This window comes from Zhihengliuella sp. ISTPL4 (assembly GCF_002848265.1).
Lineage (GTDB): Bacteria > Actinomycetota > Actinomycetes > Actinomycetales > Microbacteriaceae > Microbacterium.
On record NZ_CP025422.1, the window covers coordinates 2,745,772 to 2,771,301 of the forward strand.

The window sequence follows — 25,530 nt, forward strand, 5'->3', positions numbered from 1 at the left end:
TGAGGTCGTTCCGCTTGTCCCTGGAGTGACTGCCTCCGTCGACCGCGCTTCCATCGGACTCCGATCGGAACGGGGGCCCATCCTCGGCGCGCTCATGCTCGCCACCGGCCTCATCGCGATCGACGCGACGATCCTCGCGACAGCGGTGCCCAGCATCGTCCGCGACCTCGGCAGCTACCAGCAGTTCCCCTGGCTCTTCTCGGTCTACCTGCTCGCGCAGGCGGTGAGCGTGCCGATCTACTCGCGGTTCGCGGACACGGTGGGCCGTAAGCCGATCATCCTCCTGGGCATCGCCCTCTTCCTGCTCGGGTCGATCCTGTGCGGCTTCGCCTGGAGCATGCCCGCGCTCATCGCCTTCCGCGTCGTCCAGGGGCTCGGCGCGGGTGCGGTCGCCCCGATGTCGATGACGATCGTCGGCGACATCTACACGGTCGCGGAGCGCGCGAAGGTGCAGGGATACGTGGCCAGCGTCTGGGCGATCTCGTCGGTCGTCGGCCCGGCCCTCGGCGGCGTCTTCGCGCAGCTCGACGCCTGGCGGTGGATCTTCTGGATCAACATCCCGCTCTGTCTCATCGCCGGCTGGATGCTGCTGCGCACCTACAAGGAGCAGAAGCAGACCCGGCGGCACAGCATCGACTACGGCGGAGCCGTGCTGCTCACGATCGGGCTCACAGCCCTCATCCTCGGCATGCTGGAGGGTGGCAACGCGTGGGCCTGGCTGTCCCTGCCGAGCGCCCTCTGCTTCGGCATCGGGGCGGTCGCGTTGGTGGCCTTCGGATTCGTCGAGCGCCGGGTCGCCGAGCCGATCGTCGATCTGCGCCTCGTGACGCGTCGGCTCATCCTCACCACGACCGTCGTGTCGTTGGGCATCGGGGCGCTCATGCTCGGCGTGACGAGCTTCGCCCCGGCCTACCTCGAGGGATCGCTCGGCATCGCGCCGCTGCTCTCCGGTCTCGCGGTGGCCGCGCTCACGCTCGGCTGGCCGCTCGCCGCCGCGAACGCGGGCCGGCTGTACCTGCGCATCGGCTTCCGCCGCACCACCCTGATCGGCATGAGCATCACGACCGTCGCCGCGATCGCACTCGCCGCCGTCGCCTCGTGGCCCAACCCGTTCGTCGTCGCCGGGATCGCGTTCCTCCTCGGCTTCGGGCTCGGGTGGAGCGCGGCCCCGACCCTCATCGCCGCACAGGCCTCGGTCGGCTGGGGCGAGCGGGGCGCAGTGACCGGGATGAACGCCTTCGCACGGTCCGCGGGAAGCGCCGTGGGCGTGGCGGTGTTCGGCGCGATCTCGAACGCGGTCATCGCGCAGGGTGCGGGGCCCGACGACCCCGACACGATCATCCGTGCCTCGGTGTGGGTGTTCGTCGCGGTCGCCGTGACCGCGGTCCTCACCCTGGTCGCCGCCGCGTTCATGCCGAAGGACAGGGTGGAGGAGCGCTCCGGCTGAAGGGGACGAGCAGGGGGAGCAGTTCCGTCACGACGGCCAGCGGGTCCTCTGCGCCGTCGTCGCCGGAACCATGCCCGTTCCGCCAGCTCTCCTCGATCTCCACGATGGTCCGGTGCAGCCGCGCCTCGTCTGGCTCGACGCCGTGGTCGACCGCGTCCGCCAGCCACGCCACCCAGGCCGCCCAGCGGGGGGCGTAGAGGTCGCGGATGAGTCCGGACCAATGTCGACCGGAGTAGTCGTGCAGCCCGCTGTCCTGGTACCCCCACACCGAGACGAGGCTGCGGGCGTCCCGTTCCATCCGGTCGCGCTCCGACGGGGTGTCGCCCCAGGCGCGGGCCTGCGCGATCCAGGTGGACACCCGGGACTCGGGCCGGGTGGCGGCCAACCGGTCGAGGGCGAGGAGGTCGGCGTGCAGCGCCGCTCCCTCGCGCCGTAATGTCGGCGCGTCGCCGGCCGCGAAGGCTCGCAGCACGCCACGAATCCACCGTCGCGTTCCCTGTGCGATCACATGACTGGTGAGTTCGACGGCATCCTGCGCGCGCACGGAGCGGTGCGCCGGTGGGACGTCGAGTGCAAGGAGCAACCGGGCGGCACGGGCGATCAACGGAAGGTCGGCGAGGACCGACGGGTCGTTTTCTGCGTCGATGTTCGCCGACATACGCGCGGGGGCGGCGGGCAGTGCCTCGCCTGCCAGGCGCTGCGCGGCGAAGGGCAGCGCCGCGCTCCACGGCCGCGCGAATACCGGCGACGGGATGGAACGGGTGCGCCCTCGTCCGTAGAGAGTGGAGCCGAGCAGCCGCCAGGCTTCCCGCGCAGCGGCGACGTCCACGCCGTACCGCTGCGTGGCGAACGCGGCAAGCCAGGCGTCGACATCGACGTCGTTCCACACGAGGTCGGCCGCGAGCTCGTAGAAGACGGTGTTGTTCTCGATCGCCTCCGGTGCCACGCCGATGCCCTCGAGACGGTCCGGCTGCTCCCGGCGGAGCTCGCCGATGTCCCTGGCCAGACCGCGGAGATCGCCGAAGAGGGCGAACCGGCCGCCGAAGTTGTGCACCGCCGTCCACAGCCAGCGCCGTCCGTGCATGCCGTCCCGCCACATCGGCGCGTGCTCACCCCACAGGTCGATCAGCAGCAGGCGTTCGTGTGGGACGCGCGAGAGGTAGGCGGCCACCCGTTCCGGCGTCCAGAATGCCCGGTGATAGTGGAACGGCCAGCCCTGCAGCAGCCAGGTCGCCGCGGGGTGGACGTCGGAGATCGCCGTGTGCACACCCGCCCCGGCCGCCGCCAGATCGTCCGGATCGGCGGACGGGGGAAGCGATTCGATGTACGGATCGACCGCGAAGACCGGCTCCGATCCCGGGTCGCCGAGCATCTCGCGCTGGACGTCGAGGAACAGTCGGAGAAAGCGCGTGAACGCGGCGGAGGCGGGATCGAGCATCGGCGTCCGCCACCCCTGCCACTCGATCTGCGCGGCGTCCGGTCCTGCGATCGTCGGCGGGACGTGTCCGCCCGGAAGCGGGAGCACGGGCGTCATCCCGAGTTCCCGCGCTCGTGCGAGGATCCGGCGCGCGAGGTCGATCCGCCGCTCGTCCCAGCGTGCGGGCAGGGGACCGCCGAAGCCGTGCAGGCCGCCCATCGACAGCCACGGCAGGTGCGCGGCGCCGCCGATCCAGTCCCGCACGTCGTCGTCGTCGACGCCCGCGCGCCGAAAGGTCTCGGCGAGCACCGCCTCATACCCGGTGAGGATGAGCGGATGGGTCACGCCGTGGAGAGCCATACCGTCGAGTTCCCGCTCCCAGCGTGCCCAGTCCCAGTACGGCGTCGAGTACCCGTGGGTCACGACGTTCAGGTAGTAGCGGATGCCGAAGGGCGTGCGCAGTATGGTCGTGTCGGCGTCCGGCCACGGTCCGAGCACGCCCTGCAGGCGCGGCGTGTCCCACGTGATCCGCTCTCCGCGCGTGTGCAGCGCCCGCGCGAAGGCGCTCGCCAGGGAGGGGGTATCCGTGCCGCGGAGGGTCAGCACGCCGTCCTGCGCATGGAAGGACGCCGTGCCCGGCTCCCCTCCCGGGTCGTCCTCGATCCGCACCGACGGCGCGTCGCCGCCGATACGCGCGATCAGCCGCCGCATCGCCGCCGTACCGCTCATGCGCGCTGCCGACCACCGGATAGCGCCCCGAAGTCGGCACTCCACGCGGGGAAATCGATGGGCGCGCCCGCGCGCCGTGACTCCTCGGCGCAGAATGCCATCAGGTGACTGTCCAGGGCTGTCTCAAACGACAGCTCGCCGGTACCGACCGTACGGAGGCGCACCGCCTCCACGAAGGCCGCCATCAGCCCGGCGTCCCCGCCCCCGTGCCCGGCATGATCGCCGAGATCGGGGTTCGGGAGCGTCACCCGCAACGTGTGGCGCTCGTGCGTGAGCGGCGACTTCGGCCGCACCACGTGGGAGTCCAGCGGTAGCCCCTCCGGGATCCGCGCCGTCGGGGAGAAGAGATCCACCACGATCTCGCCGTCCTCCATGTGCCCGGAGAGCTGGCCGGCAGACCCGGTGATGGTGAGGTGACGAGTGTTCTCGGCGGTGAAGGCCGACGCGGTCAGCGTCCCCGTGACCCCGCCCGGGAAGCGCATCGTCGTCTGCTGGTGGTCGGCCACGTCGTTGTCGCTGCGATACACGCATCGTCCGTAGTCGCCGTCGCGGAGCGCGCGCATCCGTCCTTCGGGAGAGGTGTCAGGGCCGAGCAAATGCACCGGGTGCCCCGTGACACCGGCGAGGGCGTCGACGTAGTAGCGAGGGGCGAAGAACGGGCAGCTCTGTGCGACAGGGCATCCCTCCACGCAATGATCCGGTGCGCCGGCGGGAGCGTTCTCCGCGCGGAACCAGCTGAGCTCGCCGATGCTGTAGACGCTCTCCGGCGGTGCACCCACCAACCAGCGGATGAGGTCGAGGTCGTGCGAGGTCTTCGTCAACGCCATCGGACCCGAGGTGAGACTGCTGCGCCAGTTGCCGCGCACGTATGAGTGCGCGAAGTGCCAGTAGCCGACGTTCTCGCGGATCTCCAGGGTCATCATTCGGCCGATCGCGCCGGAGTCGAGGAGCGCCTTGACCGATCGCCAGAACGGGGTGAAGCGCAGCACGTGACCGATCGCAAGGGACGACGACGTCCGCCGTGCGTGCTGCGCGAGCCGGCGCAGCTCCTCCAGATCCGGGGCGGCGGGCTTCTCCAGCAGGAACGGCAGGCCCGCGTCTGCCACGGCGATCGCCACATCCACGTGCAGCCGGTCGGGCACGGCGATCACGACGGCGTCGGCGTCGAGCACGGCGAGGTCGGCGACGACGGCGCGCCAGTCGTCATAGGTGCGCGCTCCGCCGGCTTCGTCCGCCAGCGCCTCCCGGCGCTCGGGCGACGGGTCTGCGACGGCGACCACCGTCGCGCGGTCGGGGTGGGCGATCGCCCAGCGGCCGTAGGCGTCGCGGCCGCGGCCGCCGGCGCCGATGATGACGATCCGCTGCGGTCGGGCTGGTGCGCTCATTTCTCGGCTCCTGCCGTGAGTCCCTCGACGAGATAGCGCTGCGCGAGGAAGAAGAGGATGACGATGGGGACGGTGACTGCGATCGAGCCGGAGAGGAGGACCGTGACGGGCACGTTGAAGTCGGCGAGCTGCGAGATGCCGAGCGGAGCTGTCCACAGTGTGCGGTCGCGCACGAGGAAGAGCAGCGCGTAGAAGTACTCGTTCCACGCGATCATGAAGACGTAGATCGAGGTGGCGACCACACCAGGGAGGGCGATCGGCAGCACCACGCTCCGTAGCATCTGTGGCAGGGAGGCGCCATCCACGATCGCCGCCTCCTCCACACTCTCCGGCAGCGCCTGGAAGTAGTTGCGCAGCATGTAGATCGACACGGGCACCGTAGTCGCTACGTAGACGAGGAAGAGGCCGAGCAGCGATCCGGTCAGGCCGGCGCGGGCGAGCAGCACGAACAGCGGAACCGACAGCACGATGCCCGGGAAGAGGTACACCGCGAGGATGATCGCGTTCATCCCTCGACGGCCGCGATAGCGCAACCGGGCGGCCGCGTAGGCGCCGAGGATCGAGACGAGGACCGACAGGACCACGGTGCCCAGCCCGACGAGCAGCGAGTTGAGCACGAAACGTCCGAGGCCGAAGCCGCCCTGATCGGGGTCGAGCATGGCCGTGGTGTATCCGGAGAAATCGAGCTCGTCCAGCGCAGGGATCAGATCGAGCGGCGCCTGGACGATCGACGAGTACGGCCGGACGGACAGGACGAACCCGTACAGCACCGGTCCGATCGCGACGACGAGCGCGACGGCGATGAGCACGACCCTGGCCACGGTCGCGGCACGGCTCGGGCGCAGCGGGGAGCGACGGCGGGTCATTCGGTGTCGACCTTCCTGCGGGTGGCGATGACGTACACGGTGAGCAAGGCGACGAGGACCACCGACATGAGGAGGCCGTACGCGGAGGCGCTGCCGATGTCGGCGCGCGTGACCAGCTCGGTATATACCTTGAGGGCCATGAGCTGCGTGCCCCCTGCTCCTTCAGTGAGCAGGTACACCTCGCTGAAGCTCTGGAACGTCCAGATGAAGCGCAGGAGGCAGAGCAGCAGAATGACGCCCTTGAGTTGCGGCATCACGATGCTCCACAAAATCTGTCGAGGCTTGGCCCCGTCCAGGGCGGCGGCTTCCTCGATGCTGGGCGAGACGCCCTGCAGCCGCGCGGTGAGGAAGAGGAACGCGAGGGGCGCGGACGTCCAGATCTCGAACGCCACCACGACGAGCAGCGAAAGCGGCACCGCGACGCCGAAGACCTGCGCGGACGACGTGTTGAGGAAGCCGATCGCCTGATCCCAGCCCAGCACTTCCCGGCCGAACGCGTTGACGAAGCCGTACTGCGGGTTGAGCATCGTCTGCCAGATCGTGACGGCGGCGATGAGGGGAAGCACGTAGGGCACGAGGAGCAGCGCCCGGACGAGGCCGCGACCGCGGAACGGTCGGCGCAGAGCGAGGGCGAGCACCAGGCCGACCCCCACCGACCCCACCATGGTGAGTGTGGAATAGAGCAGCGTCGTGCCGAGCGCTTGCCAGAAGGAGGGATTCGCGAGCGCGCGGCGGAAGTTGTCGAGCGTCCACTCGATCGGCTCGGAGCCGAGGCGGGGGATGTCGACGAGGCGGACCTCGCTGAACGCGAAGACGATCACCAGCAGCAGCGGGATGATCGATGCCAGCAGGATGACGAGGAAGGTCGGGGCGGTGAGCAGGAGGCCGTTGCGGCCGTCCCGCCGGGAGCGGGAATGACGCTCCCGCTCCCGGCGATGATCCAGAGGTGTCGTGCTCACAGGCCCGCCTTGACCTCCTCGACGGCCGCCTTCATCGCGGCGGTGACCTCGGCGGCAGGGGTGCCGTTGTACAGCGCCTCGATCTGGTTCGCCAGCACGCCCTGGCTGGAGACAAGCCCGGCGAGGGTGGCGTCGTCCGTGCCCATGCCCCACAGGTAGATGGAGTTGATGCCCTCGCTCATGCCATCGACGAACTCGTCGCCGTAGATATCGGCCGACGTCCGGTCGTGGGCGGGCCCGATGCCCAGCCCGCCCCAGGCGGCGGCGAAGGCCTCGGGGTCGTCGGCGCTGCCGTTGCGCAGCGGGATGCGTCCCTCGGTGGCGACGCCCAGCGTATCGGCGTAGCCCTCGTCGAGCACGAACTCGACGTACTCCTGCGCGGCCTCCGCGTCGGCGCCGGTGGGGATGCCGTAGCTCAGGACGGCACCGTACTGGCGCGGTTCGTCGCCGAGCACGGTCACGAACCCGGTGTTCTGTGCCAGGAAGTCGGGGGTGTCGGTGCACTCGGGGCAGGTCGCCGGTGTCGCGGGATCCAGGCCCGCCAGCTCGTCCAGGATGTGCGTGGAGAACAGGAGCATGGCAGCGTCGCCGTTGAGGTAGGCTGCCCGCGCGCTGGTGACGTCGAAGTCCCCGGCCGTGGAGGAGTTGCGCAGCGTGAGGAACTGCTCGGCCGCAGCGGTGCAGGCCGCCGAGTCGACGGTGACCTCGCCGTCCTCCACGAGCTCGCAGCCGGCACTCTGGAACAGCGACTGAATGCCCTCGGTCGCCGACGCGGTTCCCGCCTGGGTGCCGAACGCGAGACCGGTGATCCCCAGTTCCTCCTTGATCGTGGTGGCGGCGGTGGCCAGCTCCTCGACCGACGTCGGCACCGCGACCCCGGCCTCCTCGAGCAGATCGGCGCGGTAGGCGATCACGTGCGACCAGCCGTCGCTGGGCACGGCGGAGACCTCGCCGTCGATGGTGACGGCGGAGAGGGCGTTCTCGTTGAAGGTCGCGCGGTCCAGAGAGTCGACGACGGCGCTCGCCGCCGCGGTGTCGAGCAGGCCTTGCGACGTCCAGGCGCCGGTCTGCGTGGAGGCGTGCAGGATCACATCGGGAACGTCGCCGCTGGCAGCTCCGGTTACGAGTGCCTGGTCCTGGTCCGCGCCCGCCATCGGCACGACCTCCACGGCGATACCGGTCTCCTCCGTGAAGGCGTCGGCCACCGCCTCCTGCGCGGCGAGTCGCTCGGGCGTGGTCTGCGGCGTCCAGAAGACGATGCTCCGGTCGTCAGACGCGGTGTCGTCGGTCGCGGCGGAGCAACCGGCGAGCAGGGACAGTGCGGCGAGAGTCGCAAGGGGAGCCGCGATGCGCGGCACTGACGAACGGGTCACGTCAACACTCCTCGGGTCGTGGCGCCAGGCGCCGGGAGAACCGCCGGGCGGCGATGCCGCGGCGATGCTGCGATCTTCCCGCAGTGCGAGCGATTCCGGTGCGATTCGCAACTGTCATGCAAGAAATCGTCTTCGGAAACGGTCGGCGTGAAGGTATCGTACGGTCTGTGGATGACCTCAACCGTCGCATCATCGGGGCTCTGATGGCCAACCCTCGTGCCACGAACGCGCAGATCAGCGACGCGGTCTTCACATCCGAGGCGACGGTCTCGCGTCGGGTCGCCCGGCTTATCGGCGAGGGCGCCGTGCGGGCGATCGGTGTGCTGGACGGCGAGGCCACCGCGCGTTCGCGGTCCTTGTTCGTGCGGCTCCGCTGCCGACCCGGCGACGGGAACCGCTCGGCGCTGAGACTGGCGGCCTGGCCGGAGTGCGGATCCGTGAAGCTCGTCACGGGGAGCGTCGACTGCATCGCCGAGATCAACTACACCTCCAACGATCATCTGCTCGCGATCACGCTCGAACAGTTGCCGTCGCTCGATGGCGTGCTGGCGGTGTGGAGCAACCAAGTCGTGCGCCGGTTCGCGACGCCACACAGCTGGCTGCCCGAGCTGCTGCCCGAGGACATCGCCGCGCAGCTACGCTCCCAGCGTCTGGATCCCTGGCAGGACCCGCTTCCCGGCGAACCGGTGCGGCTCGATGCGCTCGACGCACGGATCGCCGAGGCACTGGGTACCGACGGAAGGCTCGGGTGGCAGCAACTCGCCGTGCAGTGCGAGGCGAGCCCGGTCACGGTCCGGCGGCGCACCGAGGCCATGCTGGCGTCGGGGGCGCTGCGCATGCGGGCGGTCGTCGACCCGGAGACGGTGGGGCTGCCCGTGAACGCCTTCGTCTCACTCAGCGTGAACCCGACGCAGCTGGGACGCGTGGGGGAGATGCTGGCACAGCATCCATCCGTGCTGATGATCTCGGCGACGACCGGCGACCGGAATCTCTGCGGCGAGGTCGCTCTCGCGTCCGACGCGGCGCTCTACGAGTTCATCTCCGCGACGATCGGCGGCCTGCCGGGACTCCAGCACGCGGATGTGGCCGTCGCCCTGCGGTCCGTCAAACGCGCCGGGCTCCTCGGCGGTCCCTCTGTGTGACGGCGGGACCGCAGCGAGCTCACAGGGAATACGCGCGAAGCACGCCGTCCTGCGCGCCGACCACCAGCCGGTCAGCGGCCAGGACCGGGGTCGAGAACGTGTTCGCCGTGAAGAGCTGACGATCCACCGCGACGCTGCGATCGGCCGGCCGGATCTCGGCCAGCAGCCCGCCGACCGAGACGAGCCAGGCCGTCCCCGTGCGGGGGTCGATCACGGGGCCGGCATTGACGGCGCGGGGCACCGCCGGAGCTGTCCATCGCACGGCCCCGGTGGTCTCATCCACGATGGCGACGACTCCCCATTCCGACGTGAGGAGGAGCCCACCGTCGGGGAGCGGCAGTGCGGGGGCGAAGATGTAACTGCCGGGCGTGCGCCAGATCACCGCACCGGTGCGCGGGTCGACGGCGATCGCATCCACGACGGTGCTGAACAGCACGGCTCCCGTCGGGAGCATCTCGACCCAGTCGTCCCACGGCCCGTAGATGAGCTGGCGGTAGCGATCGGGTCGGTCGGTCGTGAGCACCGACCAGAGGACGGCGCCCGTGTGCAGATCGTAGGCGTAGCCGCGGCCGTCGCCCGCCCCGACGAACACGCGCTCGCCGTCACAGGCGGCGCGTCCGGCGGTGCGGACCGGCACGGGCGCCTCCCACAGGGTGGTGCCGTCCCGGTCGAGGCAGCGCAGCGTGTCCTCGGCGGAGACCAGGATGCGGGTCGCGCCGTCGGCGGCGGCGGCGACGAGAGGCGTGGTGAGCACGGGCTTCGGGAACCGGCTGGTCCAGACGGTGCGTCCGGTGCGGGCGTCCAGGGCGAGCAGCAGGCCGTCGGCGCTCGGCACGAGCACGAGTCGTCCGTCGGGTGTGAACGCGGCGCCGCGATGGATGGGGCCGGTGTCGGCGGTCCACCGCGGTCGGGGCCGGGCGCGTCCGCCGGCGTCGACGGCCGCCACCCGACCCGACGTGGAGCACGCGACGACGGTCGCCCCTCGCGCCGCGAGCGCGCCCTGAATCTGACCGCCGATCTCGAGCTCCCAGGCGGCCCGGGCCCGCGTGGGCCCGGGCAGTTCCACCTCCGCCCATTCCTCTCGTCGCGCTCCCGTGTCGTCGACGGCGCGGACCTGCACGCGGTGGCGCCCGGGTGCGACCCCGGCGCGGTCGACCGTGCCGTGCCAGGAGCGCCCTCGGGCCGTGAGCGGCGTCCAGGCGCTCTCTTCGCGTGCGCCGAAAACGGCCTGCGGGTGCAGTCGCGCATCGACGGCGACGGCCGCGCCGGTGGTGACCGCGGTGAGGGCGATCCCCGTCGTACCGGGCCGGGGTACGAGGCGGATCGGCGCGGTGGGAGCGGACGGCGCGTCCAGAGGGATCTCGGTGAGCGTCTCGACCGTCGGCGCGGCGGCATCGGTCGCGCCGAGCGTCACATGCTCGACGAGCAGCGAGCGCCCCGTCTGCCCGCGTTGTTCGGTGACCCGCAGATAGAACGGGCCGGGGCGCGCGGCATTGGTCGTGACCTGGGTGAGGCCGTTGAAGCGATCGATCTCGTTGAGGTGCCGGTGGCCGGCGAAGATCGCGCGCACGGGGAAGGGCGCGAGGGTGCGCAGCAACGCGTCCGTATCGTTCACGTAGTAGTTCGCCCCGCCGAGCGGATAGTGCAGGAAGAGGACGGACGGACGGTCGCCGATCGCGCGCAGCTCCTCCTCGAGCGCGGCGAGGTCATCGCCGAAAAGCCCCGGCTCCTGCAGCAGCTGGGTGGGGTCCAGGGCGAGGAAGTGCACGCCGCTGGCGTCGAAACCGTAACTGGTGGGGCCGAACCAGTGCTGGAAACGGCGGCGCGCGCTGGTGTCCCAGCGGATCTCGTGGTTGCCGGGGACGTGGCGCAGGCGTTGCCAGAGCGCGGTCGGGATGAGGTCGCGGTAGGCGGCGAACGAGCCGTCGCTGCCGTAGTCGGTGATGTCGCCGCAGTGCAGGACGAAGGCGGGATCGTCGGCCTGGATCGCGCCGAAGATGCGGCGGAGGTTCGCCATCCGCTCGGTCTCGTCCTCGTTGGCGTGCGTGTCTGTCAGGACCGCGAATCGCAGGGTGCCCGCGGTCTCGTCATCCGCGGCGGCGGCGCCGACGCTCCCGCCGGGCCACGGTCCCCAGCCGCCCGCCGCTCCGAGCATGATCCCGGCCGCAGAAAGGCCGAGGAATCCTCGCCTGGTCAGCGGCGTCTGCACCGGGGGCCTCGTTCCTGCTGTTCTCTCCACTGTCCGCTCCTCCTCGTCGTGGGCGTCTCCGCAGCACCCAACCGGGACTACGTCCCGGTTGGTCCCCGTGCGGAGGGGAATGAGATGGATCGACATCGACGCGGGGCGGCTCGCAAGAAATCGGCCATCCGCACGACCGGAATCGTGCCTGATTCGCTCACCGGAGCCGGTGCCATGGACGATCTCTTGCGCCCGGACGTCCGTCGCTTGATCCCCCGCCGGGGAACCGGACACCGTCGGTCGCACGGGCGGCGACGGACGCCGGCCCGGCGACGTGAGGAGGATCAGCATGGGATTCGCGACGAGAAGAAGAACGCGGACGGTGGGTGGGCTCGGACTGCTCGCCGCGGCGGTGACCGTGGGAGCAGCGGCCGTTGCCGGCCCGGCGGTCGCGGCACCGGGAGCTCCCGGGGGTGGATCGGGGGAGCGTCCGCCGCTCGCCGATCACGTGGTGCTCATCGCGCTGGACGGCTTCGATCCGGACTATCTGGCCGGAGGCGCGATGCCGAACCTCCGCGCTCTCGCCACCCGCGGTGCGATCAGTGAGTCCACGGGGGTCATGACATCGATCACGAACCCGTCCTGGTCCTCGATCGCGACGGGCGCGTGGCCGGAGACCCACGACAACGCGGCCTATTTCTTCGATCCCGCGACCGGGACGGCGGTCGGACAGCAGCGCGATCTGGCGGTGCCGACCATCGCCGAGTCGATCAGGGCCCAGGGCGGAACCGTGCTGTCGTCTCAGTGGTTCATCGTGCAGAACCACGGCGCCGCGTTCGGCGACCCCGCAGGCCTGTACACGCAGCCCGGCGGGGACTGCGCACGCCGCACGGACGACGCCGTCGCGGTGTTGCAGGGGCAGCCGGTCATGAGTGCGGGAACCGCGGTGCAGATGGCCGGCATCCCCGACCTCATCGCGGTCTACTGCGACCGCCTCGACGCCCTGGGGCACGCCGACGGCAAGGACGCGCCGGGCATGCCGGCGGCGATCGCCGAGGTCGACGCGCAGATCGGGCGACTGGTGCAGGCGACCAAAGATGCCGGGATCTTCGGGCGTACGGCGTTCGTGGTGACCGGCGACCACGGCATGGAGACCTTCACGCAGGGCATGCGGAACGAGCTGCTCGCCGCGATCGCCGGAGCCGGGTATCAGGCGGAGATGCTGACGGCCGGACAGTCACCGCAAGCCGAGACGGATGCGGTGATCGTCGTCGGCGGCGTGGGCTCCCTGCATCTCGTCGGGGACGCGGCGGGAGACCCGGCAGCCGTTGCCGCCATCGAGGCCGCGGTCTCCGCGCTTCCCCACGTCGTTGCCGTCTACGACGAGGCCGATCAGCAGGCGATGCACATGTCGGATAAGTACGGCGAGCTGGTGATCGAGCCCGAGGAGGGGTGGAGTCTCGGCGCCGCACCGTCGGACGGCGTGTCCGGGGTGCACGGGGTGTCCCGCACCATGTCCACTGTGCTCACGCTCGCCGGTTCCGGCGTGCGTCCGCACCACATCGCACAGGACCCGCGACACATCGACATCGCCCCCACGATCTCCGCGCTGCTGGGCTTCGACGCGCCCTCCGCTGCCGAAGGGCGCGTGCTCGTCGAGGCGCTCCGACCGCACTGACGACGCGGGCCTGTCAGCGGGCGAGGCGCTCCGCGACGCCGGTGTAGGTCGCGGGCGTCAGAGCGAGAAGGCGCTGCTTGGCGGCGTCGCCGATCTCCAGGTCCTCCACGAAGGAGGCGAGGTCGGCGGCGCCGACGCGGTGCCCGCGCGTGAGCTCCTTGAGCAGCGCATACGGGTCCTGGATGCTCGACCGGCCGGCGACGACCTCGGCGCGGATGACCGTCTGGATCGCCTCGGCGAGCACCTCCCAGTTCAGGTCGAGGTCGGCGAGCAGCACGTCGCGCGACAGCGAGATCGCGTTCAGGCCGCGGCGCAGGTTGTCGAGGGCGAGCAGCGAGTGCCCGAACGCGACCCCGATGTTGCGCTGCGTGGTGGAGTCGGTGAGGTCGCGCTGCAGGCGGCTCGTGACGAGGGTCTGGCCGAGTGACGCGAGCAGGGCGCCGGAGATCTCGAGGTTGGCCTCGGCGTTCTCGAAGCGGATCGGGTTGATCTTGTGCGGCATCGTCGACGAGCCGGTGGCGCCGGCGACCGGGATCTGCGCGAAGTAGCCGAGCGAGATGTAGGTCCAGATGTCGGTCGCCAGGTTGTGCAGGATGCCGCCGGCGTGACGGACGCGGTCATACAGCTCCACCTGCCAGTCGTGCGACTCGATCTGCGTCGTCAGGGGGTTGAACCCGAGCCCGAGCCCTTCGATGTACTCGCGGGCGATGGTCGGCCAGTCGGCGTCCGGGTCGGCCGCGAGGTGGGCGGACCAGGTGCCGGTGGCGCCGGAGAACTTCGCGAGGTACTCGGAGCCGGCGATCTGCGCACGCACGCGCTCCAGGCGCCAGGCGAAGACCGCGAGCTCCTTACCCATGGTCGAGGGCGTCGCGGGCTGGCCGTGCGTGCGGGAGAGCATCGCGGCGTCGGCGTGCTCGACCGCGAGCTCACGCAGCTTCGCGATCACGATGTCGAGGGCCGGGAGCCAGACCTCCTCGACCGCGCGCTTGACGGTGAGCGCGTAGGACGCGGAGTTGATGTCCTCGCTCGTGCAGGCGAAGTGCGTGAGCTCGGCGATCCGGTCGAGGCCGAGCGTGGAGAGCCGGTCGCGCACGAGGTACTCGATGGCCTTCACGTCGTGCTGCGTGACGGCCTCCTTCTCGGCGAGCCAGTCGATCTCCGCCTGCCCGAAGTCGCGGTAGAGCGAACGCAGGCGCTCCTTGTCGCCGTCCGACAGCGGGCTCGTCTCGAACAGCGAGCGGTCGGTGAGGGCGATCAGCCACTCGACCTCCACCTCGACCCTGGCGCGGTTGAGCCCGGCCTCGGAGAGGAAATCGGCGAGCCCGGTGACGGCAGCGCGGTAGCGGCCGTCGAGGGGGCTGAGGGGCTGGGGCGGGAGCGAGGGCTGGAAAGTCAGGGGAGTCCTCCTGATCAGGCCCCGAAGGCTCGGGGCGTGCGGGGCAGGCGCAGGGCGGGTTCGAGCTGGCGGAACAAGCCGCGAGTCGCCGTCTCGATCATACCGAGCACGGAATCGAACATCTCCGGACCGGCGTAGTACGGGTCGGGGACGTCCTGGGTCGAGGCATCAGGGTCGAACGCGAGGAGGAGGGTCACCTTGCCGTCCTCGTCTTCGTCCCTGGCCCATTCCCGGAGGATGCGTTCGTGCGTGCGGTCGAGCGCCACCACGAGGTCGTTCTCGGCGAAGGAGGCGGCGGTGAACTGCCGGGCGCGGTGCAGGGAGCCGTCGTAGCCGCGGCGGGTGAGCGCGTCGAGGGTGCGGTGGTCGGCGCGCTCCCCGAGATGCCAGTCGCCGGTGCCCGCGCTGCGTGACACGATCTGCGGGCCGAGACCCTGCCGCTCCGCCATGTCCCGGAACACGACCTCCGCCATGGGAGAGCGGCAGATGTTCCCCGTGCAGACGAAGATCACGCGGAAGGGATCTCGGGCTGTCACGGATCCATTCTGCCGGTCGATGCGCTTCCTGCACAGCGGGCGCCGGGCCGACGCCGTGTGGATGGGCGTCCTGCACCGCGGGAGAGCCTGGTCGGCTGTCCACCGGATGAGGACGTCGCTGCGGCACCCGACGGCTCCGGGGAAGTGACAGCGGCAGTCTGGACCCCATGTCCTCTTCTGCACTCACCTCCCTCTCGCCAGGTATCGATCCCGCGCTCCGGCTCGCCGGTCTGTCCGAGCTGGACGTCGCCCTCTCACGGCTCGACGAGGCGTCCACCGTGCTGACGGTGCTGCGTGAGGCGTGCGCGTGGGATTCCGAGGGGGTCCGGGCCCTGCGGATCGCGATGAGCCGGCTGTCCGATGACACGGCGGCCCTGCGGTCGACGCTCCAGGGGTGCCGGGCGCGCGCGGAGGACGCGTGAGCGGGCTCAGTATCGATCACGGCGGGGCGGTCGCCGTGGACACCGCGCAGCTCCGCGACCTCGCTGCGCGGCTGCGCGGTCTGCTGCCGACGTGCAGGGAGGCGGAAGAGGCCGTCGAGCGGGCGGAGGCGCTGTTCTCCTCGGCGGCCTGGACGGACCTCTCCCCGGTGGGGTGGTCGCTGCGGCCCGCTGTGACCGCGGCGGGTGTGGTGAGGGACGAGGTCGAGGCCACGGCAGCCGACCTCTTCCTGATGGCCGACGTGTACGAAGCGGTGGAGCTTCGCGCACGGGCAGAGGCGCTGGCGCAGACCGATGCTGCTGCTGCTGCCGCGGTCGAGGCTCGTCTCGCGCGTCTCCTCGCCGCCGATGGACGTCTGGCGCCCCTCGCCGACACCCTGGAGCGCGAGGCCGACGACCGGCGCTTCCGCGGCCTGGCGGACCAGTACGACGCCGGCGGCCTGCTCCCGCCGGTCTTCCTCGGTGGGGCGTTCGTCGGGGTGACGTCAGGGCTCGGGCAGATCAGGCCGGGAATGGCGCTCGGCACCTCGGCGGATCCGGTGCGCGTCTCCGTGACCTCCCGTTCGCATCCGGCAGGAGCGCCGAGCGGACTGGCGAGCGCGTTCCATCGCATGCCCTCCGCGTCCGGAGCGCAGGTGGCGATCGAGAAGTACACCATCCCGGGGGAGTCGCCACGGTACGTCGCCTACCTCCTCGGCAGCCGCTCGATGTCGCTCCGAGAAGCGGGGGGACGTGAGCCGTGGGACATGAAATCGAACCTCGAGCTCTACACGGGCGGTCGTTCGGCGTCGTATCGAGCGACCCTCGACGCGCTGGCCACCGCCGGCGCGCGGCCGGGGGATCGGGTGAATGTGGTCGCCCATTCGCAGAGCGCCATGATCGCAGCGCATCTCTCCATGGAGAGCGACTTCGTGGTGACGACCCAGATCACCGCCGGGAGCCCGGTGGAGCCGACGCTGACAGAAGACCAGACCCTGGTGCAGCTTCGGCACACCGACGACGTGGTGTCCGCGCTCGCCGCGGGCGGCTCGCTGGAGGGCACGGGATCGGCCGACAGCTTCACCGCCAGTCGGGTGGGCGACCCCGACGCGGGGCGTCAGGACCTCGCGCTCGCGACGCATTCCCTGGAGAACTACATCGAGACGGCGGCGATGGTGGATGCCTCCGCCGATCCGCGTGCCGTGGCTCTTGACGCCTACTGGGCGGACCTCGACCGCGCCGTCACCGTCGAGCGCATCGAGTACCGCGCGGAACGGGTGCTCCCCGATCCGTGAGCCGCGCTCGGCGCCCGTCAGTCGCGGCGGGAGCGCTTGTTCTGGGGGCGGAGGATGAAGCCGAAGATGCCGTTGATGATCGAGATGATCAGCGCCGCCAGCACGCCCCACCAGAACGACTCGACCGTCAGGCCCCATCCGAAGCTGCTGGTGATCCAGGCGGTCAGCCAGAGCAGAAAGCCGTTGATGAGGAAGCCGATGAGGCCGAACGTGAGGATGTACAGCGGGAACGCGACGATCTTCACGACCGTGCCGATGATGGTGTTCACCAACGCGAAGAGGGCTCCGACCGCGAGGAGCGTCAGGACGAGCTGCAGCGTCTCGCCCGGCGGGAAGGCGCGCACCGTGACCTGGAGCACGGGGATGAGCGTGACGACCCAGATGGCGAACGCGTTGACGACGACCCGGATGATGAAGCGCATGATGCGTTCAGTCTCCCACGCCAGGCTCGCGGTGTCAGCCGCGGTCGTCCACCCGACGGATGTGGGCGGCGAGGACCTGGGCGATCTCCCCGAGATCCATCCGGCTTTGCGCGACATCGATGACGAACTCGAAGGCTTCGTCGTTCGTGAAGGTGACGTCGTAGCCGTTCAGCCGGATGAAGATGAAGGTGAGATAGAGCGCTGTGCGCTTGTTCCCGTCGAACAGTGCGTGATTCTGGGCGACGGAGCTCATCAGGGCCGCCGCCTTCTCTGCGAACGTCGGATACGCATCGACGCCGAACATGCCGGCGGCGGGTCGCGCCAGAGCGGAAAAGAGCAGACCCTCGTCGCGCACATGCAGGCCGAGCTTCGCGATCAGCGCGAGGGCCTGCTCGGGCTCGATATACTCGGTGGCCATCGATCAGGCGTCTTCGAGGCGCGTGATGGCGTCGCCGTAGCGTTCGGTCACCTCGTCCGCGAGCGCCAGAACTCGATCGGTCTTGGACTCGCTGTTCGCGAACCGGGTGGCCGCCTCGATGATCACGGCGTGCTTGGAGACGTGCCGGGCTCGTGCGATGTCTTCGAGCCGCGCATCGAGTTCCGCAGGGAGTCGCACCGTCATAGCCATACCAGAATGGTACCATCGCGCCCTCGGCCTCGAAAGGGTGGCCGGCCACACGTCCTAGACTCGACGCGTGACCGAGCCGACCCTGCCCCGCATCCGTCCCGCCATCGCCTCCCTCGCGCCGTACCGCCAGGGCAAGCAGGCCGGTCCCGAGGCCTTCAAGCTCTCCAGCAACGAGAACCCGTTCGACCCGCTGCCCTCGGTCCTCGACGCGCTGCAGCACACGACGCCGATCAACCGCTATCCCGATGCCACCGCGGGCCGCCTGCGTGCGCGGCTCGGCGCCCGCTACGGGGTCGAGCCCGAGCAGGTCCACGTCGCCTCCGGGAGCGTCGCGATCCTGCACCAGCTCGTGCTCGCCACGGCCTCCGTCGGCGATGAGGTCGTCTACGCCTGGCGATCGTTCGAGGCGTACCCGAGTCTGCCGCTCGTCGCCGGGGCGACGGGGGTGCAGGTGCCGCTGACGACCGACTCCCGTCACGACCTCGACGCGATGGCCGACGCCGTGACCGACCGCACGCGGGCGATCATCGTCTGCACGCCGAACAATCCGACCGGACCCATCGTCACCTCTGCCGAGTTCGCGGCGTTCGTGGACCGCGTTCCGTCCGATGTGCTCATCATCCTCGACGAGGCCTATGCCGAGTTCGTCACGGCTCCGGACGCGGTCGACGGGCTGGCCGAGCGCGTCTTCGAGGCGCACCCGAACGTCGTCGTCCTCCGCACGTTCTCCAAGGCCTACGGGCTCGCCGGGCTCCGGGTCGGCTACGCGATCGGTCACGAGAAGGTGCTCGACGCAGCGCGGACGACCGGTATCCCGCTCTCCGTCACCTCCGCCGCGGAGAACGCCGCCATCGCGAGCCTCGATGCGGAAGCCGAGCTCCTGGAGCGCGTCGCCATGATCGTCGAACGCCGCGCCCGTCTCGTCGAGGGGCTCCGAGCGCAGGGCTGGGAGGTGCCGGACGCCCAGGGCAACTTCGTCTGGCTGCCGACCGGCGCGCGCACGGACGAGGTGGCGGCGGCGCTCGTCGACGCCGACCTCATCGTGCGCCCGTTCTCGGGGGACGGCATCCGGATCTCCGTCGGCGAAGAGGCGGCCATCGCCCGCGTCCTGCAGGTCGCCGCAACCCTCCGCTGAGCGCGACGGCACCTCGCGAACCGCGGAATCTCGGGGTTCCGGGGAGATACGAGGGCATCCTAGGTATGCGTGACCGGGCATGCCGGCGCGGGTAGCGTGGGGGCCGTGAGCACCACTGACACCCCCCTCGTGCGCGTTCTGGACGAGACCGGAAAGGTCGCCCCGACGCCGGCCGCGGAACAGTACCTGCCGCTCATCGAGGCCATCCCCGACAGCGAGCTCGCGCAGTTCTACCGCGACATGGTGGGCATCCGCGCGATCGACACCCAAGCCACCAACCTGCAGCGGCAGGGGCAGCTCGCCCTGTGGCCGCCGAGCCGCGGACAGGAGGCGGCGCAGGTCGGCTCCGGTCGTGCCGCCCGCGCGCAGGACACGATCTTCCCGTCGTACCGCGAGCACGCCGTCACGCGCATCCGCGGCGTGGACCCCGTCGACATCATCAAGCTCATGCGCGGCGTCTCCCACGGCGGCTGGGATCCGACCGACCCGAAGAACGGCAACACCCGGCTGTACACGCTCGTGCTCGGCTCCCAGGTGCTGCACGCGGCCGGCTACGCGATGGGTCTCACGTTCGACGGCCGCACCGGCACCGGCGACCCCGAGCGCGACGAGGCGGTCGTCGTCTACTACGGCGACGGTGCCTCCAGTCAGGGCGACGTGCACGAAGCCATGGTGTTCGCGGCGAGTTACCAGGCCCCGACGCTGTTCTTCCTGCAGAACAACCACTGGGCCATCTCGGTGCCCGTCACCACGCAGTCCCGGGTGCCGCTCGTGCAGCGCAGCGCCGGGTACGGCATCCCCAGCGTCCGCGTGGACGGCAACGACGTGCTCGCCAGCTACGCCGTCTCCCGGGTGTCCCTCGATGAGGCCCGCGCCGGCGGCGGACCCCGTGCGATCGAGGCCGTGACCTACCGGCTCGGCGCGCACACGACCAGCGACGATCCCACGAAGTACCGCGGCGACGACGAGGAGCTCGCGTGGGCTGGACGTGACCCGATCGTCCGCATGCGCGCCTTCCTGGAGAACCGCGGCGCCGAGGAGAGCTTCTTCGCCGAGGTCGACGCCGAGGCCGCCGACGCGGCGGAAGACCTCCGCGCCCGCACCGTGCAGCTCGGCCCGCCCCGCGCCGACCTCATGTTCGACCACGTGTACAGCGAGCCGCACCCGCTGATCGAGGAGCAGAAAGCCTGGCGCGCCCGTTACGAGGCGTCGTTCGAAGGAGAGGGCCAGTGACCCGCGAGACCATGCCGCTCGGCAAGGCGCTGAACGCCGGTATGCGCAAGGCGATGGAGGACGACCCCAAGGTCCTCCTCATGGGCGAGGACATCGGCAAGCTCGGCGGTGTGTTCCGCATCACCGAGCATCTGCAGCGTGACTTCGGCGAGCAGCGCGTGCTGGACACCCCGCTCGCGGAATCGGCCCTCGTGGGCACGGCGATCGGCCTCGCGATGGCCGGGTTCCGTCCCGTCGTCGAGATCCAGTTCGACGGCTTCGTGTTCCCCGCGTTCGACCAGATCACCACCCAGCTCGCCAAGCTCACCAACCGGCATGAGGGCTCGCTGCGGCTGCCCGTCGTGATCCGCATCCCGTACGGCGGCCACATCGGCGCGGTCGAGCACCACCAGGAGAGCCCGGAGGCGTACTTCACGCACACCCCCGGCCTGCGGGTGGTGTCGCCGTCCACCGCGAACGACGCGTACTGGATGATCCAGGAGGCCATCGCGTCGGACGACCCGGTGATCTTCCTGGAGCCGAAGAGCCGGTACTGGCCGAAGGGCGAGGTCGAGCTCGACGCCCCCGCGGTCCCGGTGCACTCCTCGCGGGTGGTGCGGACCGGGACGGACGTGACGCTCGTCGGACACGGCGCGATGGTCACGACCCTGCTCCAGGCCGCCGCGCTCGCCGAGGCCGAGGGCACGAGTTGCGAGGTCGTCGACGTGCGGTCGCTGTCACCGGTGGACTACGAGCCGATCCTCGGGTCGGTGCGCAAGACCGGGCGCATGGTCTACGCGCAGGAGGCTCCGGGCTTCACGAGCCTCGGCAGCGAGATCGCCGCGACCGTCATGGAGCGCGCGTTCTACGCCATCGAAGCTCCGGTGCTGCGGGTCTCCGGCTACGACACCCCGTTCCCGCCCGCGAAGCTCGAGGGCGCGTACCTGCCGGATGCCGACCGCATCCTCGAAGCCGTCGACCGCTCCCTGGCCTACTGACACCCGGCATCCGCCGAAAGGACTCCGCATGAGCACGCAGAACTTCCCCCTCCCGGACGTCGGCGAAGGGCTGACCGAGGCCGAGATCGTCGCGTGGAAGGTGGCCCCGGGCGACCGGGTCGCCATCAACGACGTCATCTGCGAGATCGAGACCGCGAAGTCGCTGGTCGAGCTGCCCTCCCCGCACGCGGGCGTGGTCGGCGAGCTGCTCGTCGACGAGGGGGCGACCGTCGAGGTCGGCACCCCGATCATCACCTTCGTGACCGACCCTGCGGCCGGCTCGGGGGCCGGTTCCGTCGCGCCCGGCACCGTCGCGACGGCGGAGGCGCCCGCGCCCGAGGAGGGCGGCGGGTCGGTGCTCGTCGGCTACGGCTCCGGAAGTGGCGCGACCTCGCGACGTAAGCGCCCGGCCGAGCGCCCCGTGCGGTCGTCGGTCGGCGTGATCGCGAAGCCGCCGATCCGCAAGCTCGCCCGTGACCTCGGCGTCGACCTCACGAGCGTGTCGCCCACGGGTGCCGACGGCGAGGTCACCCGCGACGACGTCATGAAGCATGCCTCCCAGGCGAGTGTCTTCCGCAACATTGAGACCCCGGAGTGGGGGAGCGTGCGCGAGGAGACCGTCCCGGCCCCGCAGGCCCCGTCCGGCCTGGCGCGCGGCCTCGCACCGGTGCGCCCGTCAGCGGCCGGCGACGACCGCACCGAATCCATCCCCGTGAAGGGCGTGCGCAAGGCGACGTCGTCGGCGATGGTGCAGAGCGCCTACTCCGCCCCGCACGTGACGGTGTGGAAGGAGATCGACGCCACCCGCACGATGGAGCTCGTGAAGCGCCTCAAGGCCTCGCCCGACTACGCCGACATCAAGGTCTCGCCGCTGCTCATCATGGCCCGCGCGGTGATCTGGGCGGTGCGCCGGACGCCGATGGTCAACGCGGCCTGGATCGACACCGAGGCCGGGGCCGAGATCGCCGTGCGCCACTACGTGAACCTCGGCATCGCCGCCGCCACGCCCCGCGGCCTGCTCGTGCCGAACATCAAGGACGCGCAGGACCTCAGCATGAAGGACCTCGCCCGCGCCCTGAACCGGCTCACGCTCACGGCACGCGAGGGCAAGACCCCGCCGGCCGCCCAGCAGAACGGCACGATCACCATCACGAACATCGGCGTGTTCGGGATGGACGCGGGCACGCCGATCATCAACCCGGGCGAGGCCGGCATCGTCGCCATGGGCACGATCAGCCAGAAGCCCTGGGTCGTCGACGGCGAGGTGCGCCCGCGCTGGGTGACCACGGTCGCCGGCTCGTTCGACCACCGCGTGATCGACGGCGACGGCATGAGCCGCTTCATCGCCGACGTCGCCTCCATCCTCGAGGAGCCCGCGCTCCTCGTGGACTGAGGGAGTCCACACTTCGGCGCGGCCCGAACGATCGGGTGGCGAGAATGGACGGATGAGAACCACGCGGAGCGTCGACCTGCCGGTGTTGTACTTCGGGACTCCCGTCGCGCTGATCACCACGGTCAACCCCGACGGGTCGTCGAACATCAGCCCGATCTCGTCCGCATGGGCGCTGGGGACGCGGTACATGCTCGGGCTCGGTGCCGAAGGACAGGCGGCCGCGAATATCGAACGGGTCAGGGACCTCGTCATCAACCTCCCCTCCGCCGACCTTGTGCACGCCGTGGAGGCGATCGCGCCGACCACCGGCCGCTCGCCGGTTCCCGCCGAGAAGGTTCCCGCGTACCGGCATGAGCCGGACAAGTGGAGTCTCGGGGGCTTCACCCCTGTCCCGTCGGACGCGGTGATCCCGTTCCGGATCGCGGAATGTCCGGTGCAGATCGAAGCGCGCGTGGCGCAGATCATCCCGATCGACGGCGGCGACGCACTGGCGGTCGAAGCGGAGGTCCTGCAGGTCCACGTGCACGAGGACATCCTGAAGGCGCACGGACCGGACCGCATCGACACGGACAAGTGGGACCCTCTCTCCTACGCCTTCCGCCACTACTTCGCCCAGGGGCCTCGGGTCGGCTCCAACTTCCGCGCGCCGCTCCTCGACGACCCCGTCGTGGCGTGATCGTCGATCCCTCGTCCGTGTCCCAGCTGGGACACGCGCTCAGCAGCCCGACCCGCGTGCAGATGTGTCTGGCGCTCCTCGACGGCCGGGCATGGACGTCCGGCGAGCTCGCGCGTGCCGCCGGGGTGTCGAGGTCGACGGCGTCGGAGCACCTGACGACGCTCCTCGACGTCCGGCTCGTCGCACTCCGCCGACAGGGGCGGCACTCCTACGTCACCCTCGCGTCTCCCGACGCCGCGCACATCATCGAGGCCGCGACGGCATACGCCGGGAAGGCGGCTCCCGTCTCGAGCCTTCGTTCAGCGACGGCGCGAGACGGCATGGCCCTGGCCCGCACCTGCTACGACCACCTCGCCGGTCGCCTGGGGGTCGCCCTCTTCGACGCGCTCGTCGAGCGGGGGCACCTCACGCCGGACCTCGCGGTGACCGCGACGGGGCGCGACCTGTTCGAGAGCATCGCGGGGCCGGACGCGTTGGTGCCGTCGTCTCGTCGTCCTCTTGTGCGGAGCTGCCTCGACTGGACCGAACGGCGCTCGCATCTCTCGGGCCACCTCGGAGCCGTCCTCCTCCGCGCCGCGCGTGACAGGGGCTGGATCCACGCTCAGCAGACCTCGCGCGCCGTGACGATCTCTCCCGCCGGCACGGCCGCCTTCCACAGCCTCTTCGGTATTCCGCCGACACTGTCCTGACCGCGACCACCCCGTCCGTGCGACGCGTGACACAGGCGTTCGCGCGGGAACAGGCTGCCAGGGGTGGGAGAGCCTGAACTCCCGCGTTCGCCTGAGTGCGCGCGGGGGGCCTGTTCTCGCGACAGCTGACCGTGACACAGGCGTTCGCGCGGGAACAGGCTGCCAGGGGTGGGAGAGCCTGAACTCCCGCGTTCGCCTGAGTGCGCGCGGGGGCCTGATCTCGCGACAGCTGACCGCGATACAGGCGTTCGCGCGAGAACAGGCTTTCAGGGGTGGAGGGGCCTGAACTCGCGCGCTTGCGTGTTCTCGCGAGAGGGGGGAGAGGGGGTCAGGCGGTGAGACGCTGTTCGGCGAGGCGCGGGACGGCACGCTCCCTGGCCGCACGCCGCGCGGTCGCGATCGCGCCGGCCGACACGACTTCCGCGCCGAGGGTGGAGGCGAGGATCTCCGGTGCGGGCAGGTGCAGCTCGTCGGGGAGGATGCGGCGGGCGGCGGCCAGCACGGGTTCGATGCTCTCCGCCACGGCCCCGCAGATGATCACGCGCGCGGGGTCGTACATGCTGCCGAGCACGCCGACGACCCGCGCGAGGGTGGCCCCCACGCGCTCGGCGACGTGGAGGGCGTCGGGGTCTCCGGAGGCGGCGAGCGTCAGCACCAGCCGGGGGTCGACCGGCCCGTTCGCCACGAGCCGGCCGATGGCTCCGTCGGTGAGAGCCTCGCCATCCGCGACCGCGGCCTGGGCCTGCTCCTCCAGCGCATACCGCAGCCCGACGGCCGAGCCGACGCCGACGATGTGATCGAACACCACGCCCTCGCCGACGCCGCCGTGGGCTCCGTGCAGCACGTGCCCATCGACGACGACGCCGCCGCCGAAGCGTTCGCTGGCGAGCAGGGCCACATAGTCGCGGCAGTCGACGGCCACCCCGAGCGTCCCCTCGGCGATCGCGGCGAGCTGGGCGTCGTTCTTGACCTCGACCACCGGCGCCCAGTCGCGCAGGGCCTCCGCGAGGCCGGGGTTCGTACGCTCCCAGAAGCCGTCGGGGTGCGGGGGTGAGATGCCGTCGCGGTTCACGGGGGCGGCGACGCCGGCGCACACGGCGAGCACACGCTCCGGTGGAACGCCGGCCTCGTCGCGCGCGGCGGCGAAGTGCCGCAGGATCGTCGCCCTGCGGTCCTCCACGCTCTGCGTGGGATCGACCTCCACGCGGTGATGCACGAGCGTGCGATCGAGCAGGTCGGCGACGGTGACGGCGAGATGGGTGTCGCCGGCGTCGATGCCCATCACCACGCCGAGGTCCGCCGCGAGGGCGAAGCGGCGTGCGGGGCGCCCGGAGCGGTAGTCGCCGATGGCGCGGGCGTTCGGCAGCTCGCGCAGCACCTCGGCGGTGACGAGCGTGTCGATGGCGTCGATGGTCGTCGAGCGGGTGAGCGAGGTGCCGGCCATGGCCTCGGTGGCGGTGAACTCGCCGGCCGTCCAGGCGAAGTCGAGCACCGCGCTCACGCTCGCCCGGCCGGTGCCGAGTCCCGTCGAGACCTCTGTCACTCCCCTTGACCTT

23 protein-coding genes are annotated in these 25,530 nt (G+C 70.8%); 11 read left to right on the forward strand and 12 right to left on the reverse strand.

The features are described 5' to 3' along the window. Positions 1-25: 25 nt before the first annotated feature. Positions 26-1,447 (forward strand): MFS transporter, encoded by a 1,422-nt coding sequence (locus tag CYL12_RS13120; RefSeq protein ID WP_101847982.1) that lies wholly within the window; start codon positions 26-28, stop codon positions 1,445-1,447. On the opposite strand, the gene CYL12_RS13125 is transcribed toward CYL12_RS13120, so the two are convergent. From CYL12_RS13125 to CYL12_RS13145, 5 genes are read right to left on the reverse strand one after another with little or no spacing between them, the layout of a single operon-like run. Continuing rightward, entirely contained in the window at positions 1,410-3,593 is a 2,184-nt protein-coding gene (locus CYL12_RS13125) for an alpha-N-acetylglucosaminidase (protein ID WP_101847983.1), read from the reverse strand. The genes CYL12_RS13120 and CYL12_RS13125 overlap by 38 nt on opposite strands. Beyond that, positions 3,590-4,978 (reverse strand): Gfo/Idh/MocA family protein, encoded by a 1,389-nt coding sequence (locus CYL12_RS13130; RefSeq protein ID WP_101847984.1) that lies wholly within the window; start codon positions 4,976-4,978, stop codon positions 3,590-3,592. The genes CYL12_RS13125 and CYL12_RS13130 overlap by 4 nt, the downstream gene beginning before the upstream one ends. Beyond that, positions 4,975-5,844: a carbohydrate ABC transporter permease gene (locus CYL12_RS13135; protein WP_101847985.1), complete on the reverse strand. Its 870-nt coding sequence runs from the start codon at positions 5,842-5,844 to the stop codon at positions 4,975-4,977. Before CYL12_RS13135 ends, CYL12_RS13130 begins: the two co-directional genes overlap by 4 nt. Continuing rightward, positions 5,841-6,803 carry a carbohydrate ABC transporter permease gene (locus CYL12_RS13140; protein WP_101847986.1) on the reverse strand — a complete coding sequence of 321 codons (963 nt, stop codon included), beginning with the start codon at positions 6,801-6,803 and terminating at the stop codon, positions 5,841-5,843. The genes CYL12_RS13135 and CYL12_RS13140 overlap by 4 nt, the downstream gene beginning before the upstream one ends. Next, the gene (locus CYL12_RS13145; RefSeq protein WP_158297185.1) at positions 6,800-8,176 is read right to left on the reverse strand and encodes an ABC transporter substrate-binding protein; all 1,377 of its coding nucleotides are present in this window, start codon (positions 8,174-8,176) and stop codon (positions 6,800-6,802) included. Before CYL12_RS13145 ends, CYL12_RS13140 begins: the two co-directional genes overlap by 4 nt. 116 nt (positions 8,177-8,292) lie before the next feature. Here CYL12_RS13145 and CYL12_RS13150 point away from each other — a divergent pair, with 116 nt between their 5' ends. Beyond that, the gene (locus tag CYL12_RS13150) at positions 8,293-9,318 is read left to right on the forward strand and encodes an Lrp/AsnC family transcriptional regulator (protein WP_286120291.1); all 1,026 of its coding nucleotides are present in this window, start codon (positions 8,293-8,295) and stop codon (positions 9,316-9,318) included. A gap of 19 nt (positions 9,319-9,337) precedes the next feature. On the opposite strand, the gene CYL12_RS13155 is transcribed toward CYL12_RS13150, so the two are convergent. After that, a complete protein-coding gene (locus CYL12_RS13155) occupies positions 9,338-11,527 on the reverse strand; it encodes an outer membrane protein assembly factor BamB family protein (RefSeq protein ID WP_158297187.1) in 2,190 nt (729 codons plus the stop codon). Positions 11,528-11,846: 319 nt separating this feature from the next. Here CYL12_RS13155 and CYL12_RS13160 point away from each other — a divergent pair, with 319 nt between their 5' ends. Then, complete coding sequence (locus tag CYL12_RS13160; protein WP_101847990.1) at positions 11,847-13,175, forward strand: alkaline phosphatase family protein; 1,329 nt, start codon at positions 11,847-11,849, stop codon at positions 13,173-13,175. A 13-nt stretch (positions 13,176-13,188) separates the two neighbouring features. Here CYL12_RS13160 and purB read toward each other — a convergent pair whose 3' ends face one another. Next, positions 13,189-14,571, reverse strand: a complete 1,383-nt coding sequence (purB, locus tag CYL12_RS13165) for an adenylosuccinate lyase (RefSeq protein WP_101847991.1) — start codon at positions 14,569-14,571, stop codon at positions 13,189-13,191. Positions 14,572-14,585: 14 nt separating this feature from the next. After that, positions 14,586-15,107: a low molecular weight protein-tyrosine-phosphatase gene (locus tag CYL12_RS13170; protein ID WP_199399125.1), complete on the reverse strand. Its 522-nt coding sequence runs from the start codon at positions 15,105-15,107 to the stop codon at positions 14,586-14,588. 167 nt (positions 15,108-15,274) lie between these two features. Here CYL12_RS13170 and CYL12_RS13175 point away from each other — a divergent pair, with 167 nt between their 5' ends. Together CYL12_RS13175 and CYL12_RS13180 are read left to right on the forward strand one after the other, a co-directional pair. Continuing rightward, positions 15,275-15,529, forward strand: a complete 255-nt coding sequence (locus tag CYL12_RS13175; RefSeq protein WP_101847992.1) for a hypothetical protein — start codon at positions 15,275-15,277, stop codon at positions 15,527-15,529. Continuing rightward, complete coding sequence (locus CYL12_RS13180; protein ID WP_158297188.1) at positions 15,526-16,821, forward strand: hypothetical protein; 1,296 nt, start codon at positions 15,526-15,528, stop codon at positions 16,819-16,821. The genes CYL12_RS13175 and CYL12_RS13180 overlap by 4 nt, the downstream gene beginning before the upstream one ends. A 17-nt stretch (positions 16,822-16,838) precedes the next feature. Here the strand turns inward: CYL12_RS13180 and CYL12_RS13185 are convergent, their stop codons facing one another. From CYL12_RS13185 to CYL12_RS13195, 3 genes are read right to left on the reverse strand one after another with little or no spacing between them, the layout of a single operon-like run. Further along, on the reverse strand, positions 16,839-17,243 hold the full coding sequence (locus CYL12_RS13185; RefSeq protein ID WP_060922580.1) for a phage holin family protein: 405 nt from the start codon (positions 17,241-17,243) through the stop codon (positions 16,839-16,841). A 34-nt stretch (positions 17,244-17,277) separates the two neighbouring features. Further along, a complete protein-coding gene (locus tag CYL12_RS13190) occupies positions 17,278-17,661 on the reverse strand; it encodes a type II toxin-antitoxin system death-on-curing family toxin (protein ID WP_101847994.1) in 384 nt (127 codons plus the stop codon). Positions 17,662-17,664: 3 nt separating this feature from the next. Continuing rightward, positions 17,665-17,871: a ribbon-helix-helix protein, CopG family gene (locus tag CYL12_RS13195; protein ID WP_101847995.1), complete on the reverse strand. Its 207-nt coding sequence runs from the start codon at positions 17,869-17,871 to the stop codon at positions 17,665-17,667. A 67-nt stretch (positions 17,872-17,938) separates the two neighbouring features. Between CYL12_RS13195 and CYL12_RS13200 the strand changes: the two genes are divergently transcribed. The 6 genes from CYL12_RS13200 to CYL12_RS13225 all read left to right on the forward strand — a co-directional run bounded on the left by CYL12_RS13200 (position 17,939) and on the right by CYL12_RS13225 (position 23,974). Beyond that, on the forward strand, positions 17,939-19,006 hold the full coding sequence (locus CYL12_RS13200; protein WP_101847996.1) for a histidinol-phosphate transaminase: 1,068 nt from the start codon (positions 17,939-17,941) through the stop codon (positions 19,004-19,006). Between the two features lie 105 nt (positions 19,007-19,111). Then, on the forward strand, positions 19,112-20,239 hold the full coding sequence (locus tag CYL12_RS13205; protein WP_101848810.1) for a thiamine pyrophosphate-dependent dehydrogenase E1 component subunit alpha: 1,128 nt from the start codon (positions 19,112-19,114) through the stop codon (positions 20,237-20,239). Positions 20,240-20,250: 11 nt separating this feature from the next. Next, positions 20,251-21,216: an alpha-ketoacid dehydrogenase subunit beta gene (locus tag CYL12_RS13210; protein ID WP_101848811.1), complete on the forward strand. Its 966-nt coding sequence runs from the start codon at positions 20,251-20,253 to the stop codon at positions 21,214-21,216. Between the two features lie 28 nt (positions 21,217-21,244). Continuing rightward, the gene (locus CYL12_RS13215) at positions 21,245-22,609 is read left to right on the forward strand and encodes a dihydrolipoamide acetyltransferase family protein (protein ID WP_101847997.1); all 1,365 of its coding nucleotides are present in this window, start codon (positions 21,245-21,247) and stop codon (positions 22,607-22,609) included. A 52-nt stretch (positions 22,610-22,661) separates the two neighbouring features. Continuing rightward, on the forward strand, positions 22,662-23,285 hold the full coding sequence (locus CYL12_RS13220; RefSeq protein WP_101847998.1) for a flavin reductase family protein: 624 nt from the start codon (positions 22,662-22,664) through the stop codon (positions 23,283-23,285). Next, a complete protein-coding gene (locus CYL12_RS13225) occupies positions 23,282-23,974 on the forward strand; it encodes an ArsR/SmtB family transcription factor (RefSeq protein WP_199399126.1) in 693 nt (230 codons plus the stop codon). Before CYL12_RS13220 ends, CYL12_RS13225 begins: the two co-directional genes overlap by 4 nt. A 328-nt stretch (positions 23,975-24,302) precedes the next feature. Here CYL12_RS13225 and CYL12_RS13230 read toward each other — a convergent pair whose 3' ends face one another. After that, positions 24,303-25,517, reverse strand: a complete 1,215-nt coding sequence (locus CYL12_RS13230) for an ROK family protein (RefSeq protein WP_101847999.1) — start codon at positions 25,515-25,517, stop codon at positions 24,303-24,305. Positions 25,518-25,530 lie beyond the last annotated feature (13 nt).